Here is a 12,119-nt window from a genome sequence, read left to right on the forward strand (position 1 = left end):
CAAAGGACGCGCGATGATACAAGTGCGACGCTATTCACCCCCTGTGCTTACAATGCCCCAAAAAGGAGAAGTGCTTACCAAAAAGAACGCTTTTCAGCATATTGTTTTCCAATGGATGCCTCGCGATATAGCCCCCTTTATGCAGTACGAGTTCACCCTCAAAGAAGTATGGGACTTGGCATTGGTGCCCGAAGAGGCGTTTATGACGGGACGATTGGTGTACCAAACTAAAACCTTTTCACCAGCCTTGGCATACACTAATATGATGCCTATACTGTTGGAAAACAAGCGCTACGTATGGCAGGTACGAGCTTTTACAAATAACCCCAATAACCCTAACGAACAGTCGTACTTTAAAAACAACGGCAATTCCGAGACATTTTACTTTGATTTAGTCTCTCATTGTGAAGCGCCGAAGTTTCTCACTGCGATAACTGAAAGCACCTCAGCACAATTGCGATGGAGTGCTCAGGCGATGATGCCTAATCAGGAATACCCGTACAAGGTGATGTACCGCGAGAAAGGCAAGACGTGGAAATCGCAAAAGGTGAGTATGCCCTATGCCAAGCTCACGAACCTCAAACGGGGACGTACTTACATCTACAAAGTGGGGGTAGCTTGTGGCTTAGAAACAGCCTATAGCACCTCAGTTTTTGGTGAAGAAAGCTATATGTATAGCACCGAACAGGAGTTCACTACCACTGAGCAGATAGACGAAAAGAGTCAAGTGCAATGTGGGGTAAAACCTGAGATACGCATCAAGAACACCGAGCCTTTGCAGGACAACCTCTATCCTAACACCACTTTTATGGCAGGTGATTTCCCAGTAACGGTGCTCAACGCTACAGGCAGCAATGGCGTATACTCAGGTGAAGGCTATGTGAAAGTACCTTATCTGCAAGACACTAAGATAAAGGTAGTGTTTAACGGCATCAAGCTCAACACCGAACGGCAACTCATAGACGGAAAACTCGTAACCACTTATGATGAGACCGAGAGGAATGTGGTGGAAGTGCCTATTATTAAAACACTTAATAAGTTATTTGATGTCAATTCTTCTATAGATGAAATATATAAAGATGGTGAATTAACTGCAAAAGAAAAAGATATTTTAAAGAAAAAAGTAGAAGAATTAGCAGAAATAAGAACTAAAATAGAGCAACAGCCCTCTTTAACAGAAGAGGAAAAAGATTTTGCCGAATCTCTAAAAGAAAACGAACAGAATATCAATAACTTTCTATCAGAAACACAATCTAATACAACGAAGGATACAAAAATACCAGACACTTTAATCACTTCACAAGAGAAAGTGAAAAACAATATTCAAGTAACAATTGTTAGTAGTGGTGGAGAAAGTTTAGAATTGGAAGAAAATGTTTTTGTTCCAAGTTATTCAGGTGTCCCTTTAAAAATAGCAAATGTAAATAGTATTGTACTAGATAATAGAGGTGCTATAACCACTATAGTAACTAAGGAAAATAAACATTATCAAGCTACTACTTATCAAGGTAGATTTTTTGGCTATTTTCCTAAAAAGGATTTGGATAGTCTAAGAAATGATAATAAACTGCTATTAACAAATGAATTGAATAAATTCTTAGACAAAGAGAAGTTTAAAGACTACTCAGTTGCTCAAAAAGGAGATAAAGTTTTTACTGTTTCTAAGCGAATTGAAGGAAAAGGAATAGCTTTAGACTGTTTGTGTGAGTTTCATTGGGAAGAACAAAATACACGTAACTCTCTTGAGATAAAAGTAAACACTGATAAGAGCGTCGTTCCTTTGGGGGCAAAGTCTCGAAACTGTAAAGGAGTAGCTTGTAAAACGGACGTGAAAAACGCATTAGGAAGTATTCTCTTCGTAGCATTAACAAATAATACAAATCTAAAAACATTATGGCAAGAGAAAGCTAATCTTAAAAAGTTAGAACAATTACAGCACTACTTAGATGATAAAACAGAAGGAAAAGAATACGCTTTGTATGATACAGATTATCTGAAACATATAGGAGCAAAAAGCAACTCACAATATATAAAATATTTTGAGAAAAATCGTATTTTTGATGTAGAAACATTTAAAAAACACTTTCCTTATGAGAATTATTCACGAGATGTTTCTATCATTCTGTCAGAAGTAGATTTACGTAAAGAAATTCCAAGCAATTACAATCAAAACAGCCAAGACTTTCATCGCAAAGGAAAGAAATATGAATATTCTTTCTCTGATTTAGTAATTAGATATGAGTACTTATACTTATTAGAAAAAGATAATGAAAAATCTATTTTTGATAGCAATACAATAACCCGTATCATATACAAAAATGAATCAGAAGGCACAGCAATGCCTATTAGTATTCCTGATGGATGTGAACAATATATCGCATTATATGGAACTAAAAGTGCTGTATTCTTTTGGATGGTTAATTTCTCGGAGATAGCATTAATGCCTCAAGCACAATATGCACAGAGGTTAGCTACTTCTGTATTCAATAATATAAAAGCATTGAAACGTTTTACAAAAGAAAGTATTCAAGTAAAACGAATATTGAGTGAAGCATTTAAGAAATGGAGCAAAAATAGTACTTCTTTTGACATAAGTCTTGCTAACAAACAAAGAAAACTTTGGGAAGAATTAGGCTTTTCTGTAGAAAATGCCAAGAAGCTCCCCACAGAAATTGACGATTTAAAGAATATAGGAAAAGAAACAAATATAGTACAAAGAGTAGCAAATTTTGCTAATAAAACATTAGACGGAAAGTTAAAAGAAATAGACGATGCTTGGAAAAAATATTATCCAAAGCATTTTGCTGAACGTGAATTTTTTGAAGACTTAATGGCAAACTATCGTTATAAAACAACAGAAGGTTGGAAGCGTACAAGAGAGATTGCTAAGAACTTTAAGGCTGTAGATTTTTATAAAGATTTCTTTGAGTTAGATAATGTTATCTCTACAAAAAAAGCAGTTTCAATGAAAACTACTAAAGTCAAAGATGTAAAACAATGGTTAATCTCTGAAGATATTAGAAAGAATATTCGCTTTTTGGAGGAAGGAAAAGGAGAGGGCTTTATATCAAATGGTAAGAGATTTAAGATAACAGAAGAAGCAAAAATAGATGTTTATATGCCTAAAGAAAATATAACTGATGATTTGTTGAAAACTTGGGGAAAAGAGCTCTCTAAAAAAACAAGAGAAACAGGAATCAAATTTGAAATTAAATCATTAGAAGATTTTATAAAGTAGAAAATATGAAAGAAGTAGAAAAACTAAGAGAGTTATACATAGCAAAAAATTGTTTTAACTCTATTGAAAGTAAAAGATTAAAAGAATTAGATAAAAACAAATGGGAACATTATATTAATATTAATACAGATTTTGTATGGTATGAAGATACAGAAAAAGGGAAAAATATCTTAAGGAATATAGATTCTATCCCAAATGATTTTAGAGATAGTTTTTTATCTTTATTTAATCATACAAGCTGTTTTTACAATTATAATAATAAAAAGAATTGTTATAATGTTGGTTTAATTTTCCATAAGGAACTAAAAAGGATTACGATCCATTTTGAAAGAAAAATAGAAAAATTAGATTTAGAAATACTTTTTTCTATGGCAAATTACTTAGATGCGCTATTATTAATAGATGGAAAAACAGTAATTGACCAGCAATTTATTGAAGAATTGGAGAGAAAATAATAAAATCTATTTATATGCCTAAGGAAAATAAAACGAATGATTTGTTAACATTTTGGCAAAAAGAGCTCTCTAAAAAACAAGAGAAACAGGAATTAAATTTGAAATTAGAGCATTAGAAGATTTTATAAAGTAAAAACATGAAAGAAGTAGAAAAACTAAGAGAGTTATACATAGCAAAAGAAAAAAATGATTTTTCTAAAAAAAATACAAATAGAGTAGACTATCAAAAATGGGTTGAATTTGTTGAAAAAAATAAAGAAACCTATACATGGTTTGAAGATACACAAAAAGGGAAAAATATCTTAAAGAATATAGATTCTATTCCAAATGATTTTAGAGATAGTTTCGTTAGCCTATTGAAAAAAGTTCGTTGTTTCTATAATTATAGAAATACAGAATATGACTATTCTATAGGGTTTTCTGAGCAAAGTGATAAAATTATGATATCTTTTGAAAAAAAATTACTCATAAAGAACTAAAGTCTTTTTTGGATATGGCAAATTACTTAGATGCGCTATTATTAATAGATGAAAAAACAGTGATTGACCAGCAATTTATTGAAGAATTGGAGAGAAAACAATAAAAGCTATTTATATGCCTAAAGAAAATATAACTGATGATTTATTGAAAACTTGGCAAAAAGAGCTTACCAAAAAATCAGGAGAGACAGGAATTAAATTTGAAATTAGAGCATTAGAAGATTTTGTGAAATAGTCTGATATGAGAATAGGTAGAAATAATTTTATTAATATTAAAGGAAACAATGAGCAAATAGATTTCCAAAAATGGATAGCTTTTATAGAAACCCATAAGGATTATTTCATCTGGTATGAAGATACAGAAGAAGGGAAAGAGGTGTTAAAAAATATAGATGAAATTCCTGAAGACTTTAAATCAAGAGTATCTTATTCTCTATCCAAAACAAATGCTTATTGTACAAAAAAACTTTCTAAAAACTTTGGGGATTGCATAGTTAAATATGCTATAAATGAAGTCTCTGTATCTTTAGAAAAAAAAATCACTAAACCAATAGCTGAAATTCTATTAGAAATGGCTAATTATTTAGAAGCTAAAATTATCATTGATGATAAGAAAGAGTTTATTAGCTTAGAACAATTAGAATGAAACTAAAGAACAATGCTCTCAACGAAGATATTATGGTTGCCGTAGCTAAAAAAAGCTGATAACGATGAGGTTGAGTTAGTTTACAAAAACATAAATGATATAGCCCCTAACAAGCTTTATATTGCCACAACTATCGACAACAAACCCAAGCCTTTTTAGATGAAACTAAAAAACAGTTAGACCTTCATTCTATAAACACTCAGTTAGATAACTTAGGAAAAGCTGGCGAAAAAGCTAAAGATTTAAACGAAATAGAAAAAAGAATAGCAATTTTTACCTCTAAGACATTAGACGGAAAGTTAAAAGAAATAGACGATGCTTGGAAGAAATATTACCCAGATGTTTTTGCAGAACGCAAATTTTTCGAAGACTTAATGGCAAACTATCGTTATAAAACAACAGATGGTTGGGCACGCACTAGTAATATTGTTGAAAACTTTAAGGGGGTGGATTTTTACAAAGATTTTACAGAAGTAGGAAATGACATATATGCAAAGGCAGCTGTATCTATGAAAACAACTATAGTTAAGAATGTAGAAAATTGGCTAAATTCGACCCCCATAAGAAATAACTTAAATAATTTAACTAAAGGGATTTCAAAAGGTATTAAATGGAATAGCAAAACTCTTTTTTATGAAAAAGCAGAATTACATATTTATATGAAAAAATCAGATATAACACCTCAATTAAAATCAGAGTGGTTAGAAAGATTAAATAAGGATTATCCTCAAATAAAATTTGAAATAAACTCTCTTGATGATTTTATTAACTAAAGAAAAGAATATTAGAAATGAAAAAGATAAAAGACCTTTATATTGCTAAAGAAAAATTTAATAATATAAATAAAATTGAAAAAAAAATAGACTATGAAAAATGGAAAAAATTTATTGACACACATAAGGATTATTATATTTGGAATGAGGACACAGAAGATGGTATTTTTAGAAAAAACAATATAGATAAAATTCCTGATTGGGCAAAGGAGGGAATCTTAAGAAGTTTGAATAAAACAGAGTCTTATGCCGAGTTCAATAGTGAAAAAAAATACTATGAAATTCGCATCTGTTTCATCGAAGAATTAAATGTTATATCAATAACTTCCCAGAAAAGAATAACTTTAAAACATCTTAAAATGCTTTTAAATATGGCAAATCACTTAGATGCGCTATTATTAATAGATGGAAAAACAGTAATTGACCAGCAATTTATTGAAGAATTGGAGAGAAAATAATAAAATCTATTTATATGTCTAAGGAAAATAAAACGAATGATTTGTTAACATTTTGGCAAAAAGAGCTCTCTAAAAAACAAGAGAAACAGGAATCAAATTTGAAATTAAATCATTAGAAGATTTTATAAAGTAGAAAATATGAAAAAAGTGGAAAAAAGAGAGCCTCAAATATTCAAAGCCATTGAAGTGGAGGAAGAAGCTGGTTGAGAAATACTGATAGTGAATACAAAATGCTCAATAAACTTGCAGAAGATTTAGGAGGTAAATATAATCCTGATATAAAAGGAGAAATTAAAATAATTTCTGAACTCCCTTATTGTAATTCTTGTACAGGGGTAATACAACAATTTAACAAAATGTTTCCAAATGTAAAAATAACTTTAATCGATGGTGTAAAATAAAAAGTATAGATATGAATTATAAAAAAGTGACTTTTAGTATTATTTGTGATGATGAAAAACATTTAGAAGAAGTTTTAAATTGGTACAATAAGACCTATGATACTGATTTTAAAATTGAAAACATAATTTATGATGAAGTAAATTTTGTTGATATTTCATCAACAAAATTTACTTTAACAGATATTTTTGATATCGGCTATCATTTTGGAATGGAAATACAAAAACTTCGAGAAAGACGAAAAATAGATTAGTAGTACTTGGCTATGAAATACTGATAGTGAATATAGAATGTTGAATAAACTAGCAGAAGATTTAGGAGGCAAATATAATCCCAATATAAAAGGAGAAATAAAAATAATATCAGAATTAGAGTATTGTAAATCTTGTACAGGTATAATAATACAACAATTCAATGAAATGTTTCCAAATATAAAGTTAATATTAGTAGATGGTGTAAAATAAAATATTATGGAAGAAAATAAAGAATTAAATTTTAGGATAATGGTTACATCACCAGATATATTGGAAAAAGAAATTAAAAATTATAATCTGTTTTTTGAAACAGATTTTAAAATTATCAATATAATTGATGATGATGTACCTTTTTGTGATATTAAGGAAACTAAATGGAAAATTCAAAATATATTTGGATTAGGATATAGCTTAGCTGTTTTAGAAGATAAACTTAGACAAAATGGAGAAATAGACTGGTAATTCTTGACTATGAGATATTGATAGCGAATATAAAATGCTTAATAGATTGGCTAATGAATTGGGCGCAGAAAAAGGAAGAGTATATGGAAAAAAATAAACTATACAGGAGAGATTAAGATAAAACCTAAAGAAGAATTTAATATATGCTGTGTCGAACTAAAAGCAGGTAATTTAACCTATAACGCAAAAGAGACAAACCAAATATGGTTCCTAAATGACAAAAATATTTATACAGCGAAATTAATTTTCAGTTCAAAAGATGATATTGATTTAGTTTGGAAATACTATTATATCAAAAACAAGAATGAGACTAAAGAGAATGTGATAAAAGAATATGATAAGATCCATAAAACTAATTTTTATAATCTAATCCTTAGGAAGGTAAAAAAATGAAAAAAAGAATAATTACATATAGCTCTATTATATTAATAATAGCTTTTTTCATAGTTAAATATATTGAATTCTTAGATGTACAATTCAATGTCATTTATATAGAAAATAGTTTATTATACAAAAATTATAATGATCTTTATGCAAGTCAAGGAGGCAATCCCTCATATGAAACTTTTTTAAAAGTAATGCAGAAAAAAGATAATAGGATTTACCATCTTTTAAAAGAAGGTAAACTTCGTTTGCAAAAAGATGATAAAGAAAATGTAACATTTATTTGGTTTAGAACTAATGAGGGTGAAACTGTAAGAAATAGTGACTTAACTTTTTTTAAATACTTATTTTTTAAAAAGAATATATTTATAAACTTTAATTTTAAAGAGTATTTTGATTACAAAGAAAATATAATTTATAAACTCAATGAGAACTCTTTTATAGCAACTGACCCCCTGAACACAAATAAAATTCAGTTACAATACGCTAATAAAATCAACTGCAAACCGTGTAAAATTTTTGTTGAGGACTATTTTGCACAACACACTTATTTACTAATCCAAGCTAACAATATAAAGTTTATTAATTCAACTTTTAGTAATTATAGTAAAGAAATTATCTACCAAACATTTAAGGATATGTATAAGAATAATAAAGATACCTTTCTAATAAATCTTTGTTATTACAATATAGAGGATTTAGAGTGTTTAGATTAATTTTTTTTCACGTTCTTTGACATATTGAACCTTTTGATATTAGCGACCAACTCAAAAACGGCACTTTGCCCACAGAAAACGAGTTTGGCGACCTTTCTACCTATAGCCCTGAACAAAATGCAGTCATCGCTAAATTTACAACCAGCAGAAAGCCAAAAGAGAACACTTATTACATCTTTTTGGTAAACGACGGCACAGGCAATCACGGCTATATGCGATTAGGTAGGCAATACGGCTTTGTTTACAGCACCAATGCACGCACTATAGCCCACGAACTGGGGCACGGTATCTTTAAACTCGAACACCCTTTCAAAGGTAAAAATACCGACAAAGGTAAAACTACCGCCCTAATGGATTACAATGAGGGGCAAGACTTTTTCTACCGTGACTGGAAGCAAATCAACGACCCTAAAGTAAAATTGTACGCTTTCCAAGGACAAGGGGAAGGAGAGTATTTAGTTTACTCATTACAACAAATATTAGATTTCCTTAGAAGCAATAAGAATAAAGAAGTAAATTTTCCTCCTGCTAAGCAAGATTATAACTTAGAAAAATATTCCTCAGAAACTCGTTTAGATGAATATTTTACAAATAAAGAAAATAAGAAAGTAAAAATAGTAGGACTTTATTGCAATGATAAAAAGGGAAAATTGAACTTATCTACTGTAGGGAATATTGTAGGAAGAACAGGATACTCTGTAGAATTTAACGAGTATAATGCTGTTTTCTCTATGTATGTTTACTATGCCCAAGGAAAAGAGCCTGCTATTACTATCAAAACAAAAGGATATCACGCATTAAAAGAAATCCTTAATTACATTGGCTTTGAAATTACAGGGGAAAGCAAAAGACATATAGCTAAACTATACAAAGAGGCATTTGGAAAAGCTGGTTATGATTATAACAAAATAGATGCTTTGCTTGAGGATATTCCAAGTTTTATTGTTTCTGAACTTTCAGATGAGACACTATGGAAATATTTGCAATCACTTTCTAAAGGAAGTATTGATAAGGCAGGAACGAACGAAGAAAGTGCTATCTTTAATGTTATCAATAGCTTTAAAGATGATAAGTATTTGTATAACCAATTGTATAATCATCAAGAAGTAGTCTATGATTTATATTCAGGAATAGATGGAGATAATGTAATGCGTTATCTCAATAAACTTCTTCAATTAACAGATAAGTATAGTAAAGCAGAAGAACAAAGTCTCAGACATTTTTGTTTTTTAGGGCTATTTAAGACAGGTGATTATAGATTCTTTACAGAGATCAAAAATATTAAAGAACATAATCGTTCTAAATTTATAAAATCTTGGAAAGTTACAGTATTAAATAAAGGAATCCCATCAGAATTAGACGTCTCTGACTTAAGTAATTTTTCAAAAGAAAATTTATTAGATGTTGCAACTGTTTATCTTTACAAAAATTCAACAACACCTAAAGTTGATGTTTTACCTATTATATATATTTATCATTTATCAAAGGAACAAAATCAGGAAGACCTTTTAAAAACAATAGAGATAGCATCTAACTTCTTAGGGGTATATGGAGCTTCAAGAGGAGACTATTTGTAAAGGGAGCAAGTGTAATACTGAAAACAGCAGCAACCATTGAAATAGTAAATTTGTCGTTAAATGCCTATATGCAAAATGAATCCCATAGAAAAGAAATAGAAAATATGGGAGCTGGAGGCAAGTGGTTTGTGGAGAATTGGAGTACTATAAGTACTCTTACTGATTTAGCGACCTTCTCAGTAGCTATATTAGATGATTTGCCTAAAGTAAGTGCTAAACTGCAAAAAGAAGGAGTAGACACCAAAGAACTAGATACTTTTGTTGAAAAAGCAAGACGAGAAGTAGGAAAAAGAACAGCAGAGTCTTCAAGAAGTCTTAAAAGACTTCTTACTAACGAAGATTATAAGAGAATATACAACGATTTTGTAAGTGGGAAAGTAACGAGAAAATTTACTAAGGAGCTTTCGTTAGAGGAAGAAGCTGTATTGAGATTTTATACAACCAAAGAGGGATATAAGAATTTTAATAGAGCTCTAAGAGGTGAAATACCTATGACTGATTTTTATATCTCTCAAAAAAAACTAATGAATCAGGCGTTGAAAAAGTTACCAACATCTAATCATAATAATAGTCTTTTATATAGAATTGAAGATTTATCTGAAGATAAAATTTCAGAATTATATGTTCAAGGTTCCATAATAAAAACAAAAGGATTTACTTCTGCAACATATTCAGAAGATGCTGTTATTGAAGCTATGAGGAATAGACCTTATACTGTGTTAATAAGAATAGAAGGAAAGGATGGAAAACTAATAGAAGGGCTTTCAACATTACCATCTGAAAAAGAAATATTATTTAAGTCTGAGACGATATTTAAAGTGGAAAAAGTAGGTTTTTCTCCTAACCCAGAAGATTATATGATTCCTATAAAAACAATTTGGTTAAAAGAATTATAATATGAAAGATTATCAAAAAGAACTTCTTTTATTAAAAGAGAGGAAAGACCAACTTATGAAAACAATTAATAGTCACTCATTTTCAAGTGAAAAAGAATATAATCTTTTTGTAAAGAAAAATGTAAATATGTTTGTTGAATTAATAAAGATAACTAAGGAAATAAAAGATATTCAATGGAAACTTATGAATGATATAGAGAGACAAAATTATTTAGATTATTTGAAAGAATTAAAAGAAAAATTTAATGAGACAGAATCTTATTGAATTTAGGTTATGCTAATTTTACGGAGGAGAATTATTGTTAGAAATGGCAATATAATTGAATATACTTATCCTGCACGAAAAATATTGAGATGGAGTGAACAAAGAACGAAGGATTAGAAGAATGCTATTCAAGTAGCAAAAAGATTAAATAACACTAATGTTAATAATATAGGTAAATAACAGAAGGTAAAGTAGGAGAGTTTGTTAAAAGTAGAAAAGAAGTATTAGGATTTGGACAAAAAATAGAACCAAACATCACAGATATAGACGTTTCTACATTAGATGAAATAATTGAGGTAAAAACATCTTTTAGTGCTGTGAAAGAAAATCAATTTGATAAATTCTTAAATAGTAAGTTGGATAATTTTTGTAATCCAGAACAAAAGAAAGTGATTTTATATATAGACAAACCTATGTCTGAAGCCACAAATACGCAATTAAATATGATTAATGGAATCAAACAGAAAAATGTAATCATAGTAAATTCATTAGATGAACTAGGAAAAATAATAAAGTAACTTGTTATGGGAACTCTTTCAAAAATTTATGTAAAAAATGATAATATAGATAATATTATTAATGAGTTTAAAACTTTCTATTCTATAAAAAGAATAGAATTTTTAGATACTCCAAAGTGGTGGCTCTATGCGCCCAAAGAGACTATTATTATTTCATCTGAATATGAGAATTGGATAGAAATAGAGGTGCAATTCAATTATTCACTATACATTTATGATGAGTTCTTGAGAAGGTTGTCAGAGAAGTATCTAACTATTATTTTATTAGTATATTATCAATCAACAACGGGAGAAGGTAGAGTGGCTACATTTCAAAGAGGTAGAATGAATTTATCTATTGTTCAAAATTATGTTAGAGAAGAGAATGTAGATAAAATTGTTTTGACAGATAATTTTGGTTTGTCTCTCTCTTTAAAAAAGAAATTTCAAATTCCTAATCTATATGATGAATGTTATATTTTTGACTATGATTTTATAAATTACTTTTTGGAAAAAGAAGGGGTCTTTTCTCTATTAAAAGAAAAAAAACATCATTATATACATATAGAGAAAATTAATTAAAAACAAAATATTACTAAATGGGAAAGTAACGAGGAAGT

The 12,119-nt window shown here is 29.3% G+C and carries 15 protein-coding genes and 1 pseudogene; all 16 read left to right on the forward strand.

Annotated elements, in window-relative coordinates:
* Positions 1–3,238: fibronectin type III domain-containing protein (locus ACSQ7D_RS04870; protein ID WP_437135562.1), on the forward strand; the 3,238-nt coding region annotated here is incomplete at its 5' end.
* Positions 3,239–3,243: 5 nt separating this feature from the next.
* The gene (locus tag ACSQ7D_RS04875) at positions 3,244–3,693 is read left to right on the forward strand and encodes a hypothetical protein (protein WP_437135563.1); all 450 of its coding nucleotides are present in this window, start codon (positions 3,244–3,246) and stop codon (positions 3,691–3,693) included.
* A gap of 137 nt (positions 3,694–3,830) precedes the next feature.
* A complete protein-coding gene (locus tag ACSQ7D_RS04880; RefSeq protein WP_437135564.1) occupies positions 3,831–4,172 on the forward strand; it encodes a hypothetical protein in 342 nt (113 codons plus the stop codon).
* Between the two features lie 241 nt (positions 4,173–4,413).
* Positions 4,414–4,818 carry a hypothetical protein gene (locus ACSQ7D_RS04885; RefSeq protein WP_437135565.1) on the forward strand — a complete coding sequence of 135 codons (405 nt, stop codon included), beginning with the start codon at positions 4,414–4,416 and terminating at the stop codon, positions 4,816–4,818.
* Between the two features lie 374 nt (positions 4,819–5,192).
* On the forward strand, positions 5,193–5,591 hold the full coding sequence (locus tag ACSQ7D_RS04890) for a hypothetical protein (protein WP_437135566.1): 399 nt from the start codon (positions 5,193–5,195) through the stop codon (positions 5,589–5,591).
* Positions 5,592–5,608: 17 nt separating this feature from the next.
* Positions 5,609–6,049 carry a hypothetical protein gene (locus ACSQ7D_RS04895; protein WP_437135567.1) on the forward strand — a complete coding sequence of 147 codons (441 nt, stop codon included), beginning with the start codon at positions 5,609–5,611 and terminating at the stop codon, positions 6,047–6,049.
* A 203-nt stretch (positions 6,050–6,252) separates the two neighbouring features.
* The gene (locus tag ACSQ7D_RS04900; RefSeq protein ID WP_437135568.1) at positions 6,253–6,450 is read left to right on the forward strand and encodes a deaminase domain-containing protein; all 198 of its coding nucleotides are present in this window, start codon (positions 6,253–6,255) and stop codon (positions 6,448–6,450) included.
* Between the two features lie 11 nt (positions 6,451–6,461).
* Positions 6,462–6,701: a hypothetical protein gene (locus ACSQ7D_RS04905; protein WP_437135569.1), complete on the forward strand. Its 240-nt coding sequence runs from the start codon at positions 6,462–6,464 to the stop codon at positions 6,699–6,701.
* A 28-nt stretch (positions 6,702–6,729) separates the two neighbouring features.
* A pseudogene (locus ACSQ7D_RS04910) lies at positions 6,730–6,912 on the forward strand (deaminase domain-containing protein); the annotation flags it as partial.
* 6 nt (positions 6,913–6,918) lie between these two features.
* The gene (locus ACSQ7D_RS04915; RefSeq protein WP_437135570.1) at positions 6,919–7,164 is read left to right on the forward strand and encodes a hypothetical protein; all 246 of its coding nucleotides are present in this window, start codon (positions 6,919–6,921) and stop codon (positions 7,162–7,164) included.
* A gap of 389 nt (positions 7,165–7,553) precedes the next feature.
* Positions 7,554–8,264 (forward strand): hypothetical protein, encoded by a 711-nt coding sequence (locus ACSQ7D_RS04920; protein WP_437135571.1) that lies wholly within the window; start codon positions 7,554–7,556, stop codon positions 8,262–8,264.
* A gap of 350 nt (positions 8,265–8,614) precedes the next feature.
* Entirely contained in the window at positions 8,615–9,841 is a 1,227-nt protein-coding gene (locus ACSQ7D_RS04925) for a hypothetical protein (RefSeq protein WP_437135572.1), read from the forward strand.
* A gap of 68 nt (positions 9,842–9,909) precedes the next feature.
* On the forward strand, positions 9,910–10,737 hold the full coding sequence (locus ACSQ7D_RS04930) for an ADP-ribosyltransferase (protein ID WP_437135573.1): 828 nt from the start codon (positions 9,910–9,912) through the stop codon (positions 10,735–10,737).
* Position 10,738: 1 nt separating this feature from the next.
* Positions 10,739–11,002 (forward strand): hypothetical protein, encoded by a 264-nt coding sequence (locus tag ACSQ7D_RS04935; RefSeq protein ID WP_009421318.1) that lies wholly within the window; start codon positions 10,739–10,741, stop codon positions 11,000–11,002.
* Positions 11,003–11,319: 317 nt separating this feature from the next.
* A complete protein-coding gene (locus ACSQ7D_RS04940) occupies positions 11,320–11,520 on the forward strand; it encodes a hypothetical protein (RefSeq protein ID WP_437135574.1) in 201 nt (66 codons plus the stop codon).
* Positions 11,521–11,526: 6 nt separating this feature from the next.
* Complete coding sequence (locus tag ACSQ7D_RS04945) at positions 11,527–12,081, forward strand: hypothetical protein (protein WP_437135575.1); 555 nt, start codon at positions 11,527–11,529, stop codon at positions 12,079–12,081.
* Positions 12,082–12,119 lie beyond the last annotated feature (38 nt).

The organism is Capnocytophaga sp. G1920, assembly GCF_051417515.1.

Coding starts and splice junctions, on each gene's coding strand:
- ACSQ7D_RS04875 (WP_437135563.1), top strand. CDS start 3,244: ATGAAAGAAGTAGAAAAACTAAGAGAGTTATACATAGCAAAAAATTGT.
- ACSQ7D_RS04880 (WP_437135564.1), top strand. CDS start 3,831: ATGAAAGAAGTAGAAAAACTAAGAGAGTTATACATAGCAAAAGAAAAA.
- ACSQ7D_RS04885 (WP_437135565.1), top strand. CDS start 4,414: ATGAGAATAGGTAGAAATAATTTTATTAATATTAAAGGAAACAATGAG.
- ACSQ7D_RS04890 (WP_437135566.1), top strand. CDS start 5,193: ATGGCAAACTATCGTTATAAAACAACAGATGGTTGGGCACGCACTAGT.
- ACSQ7D_RS04895 (WP_437135567.1), top strand. CDS start 5,609: ATGAAAAAGATAAAAGACCTTTATATTGCTAAAGAAAAATTTAATAAT.
- ACSQ7D_RS04905 (WP_437135569.1), top strand. CDS start 6,462: ATGAATTATAAAAAAGTGACTTTTAGTATTATTTGTGATGATGAAAAA.
- ACSQ7D_RS04915 (WP_437135570.1), top strand. CDS start 6,919: ATGGAAGAAAATAAAGAATTAAATTTTAGGATAATGGTTACATCACCA.
- ACSQ7D_RS04920 (WP_437135571.1), top strand. CDS start 7,554: ATGAAAAAAAGAATAATTACATATAGCTCTATTATATTAATAATAGCT.
- ACSQ7D_RS04925 (WP_437135572.1), top strand. CDS start 8,615: ATGGATTACAATGAGGGGCAAGACTTTTTCTACCGTGACTGGAAGCAA.
- ACSQ7D_RS04930 (WP_437135573.1), top strand. CDS start 9,910: ATGCAAAATGAATCCCATAGAAAAGAAATAGAAAATATGGGAGCTGGA.
- ACSQ7D_RS04935 (WP_009421318.1), top strand. CDS start 10,739: ATGAAAGATTATCAAAAAGAACTTCTTTTATTAAAAGAGAGGAAAGAC.
- ACSQ7D_RS04945 (WP_437135575.1), top strand. CDS start 11,527: ATGGGAACTCTTTCAAAAATTTATGTAAAAAATGATAATATAGATAAT.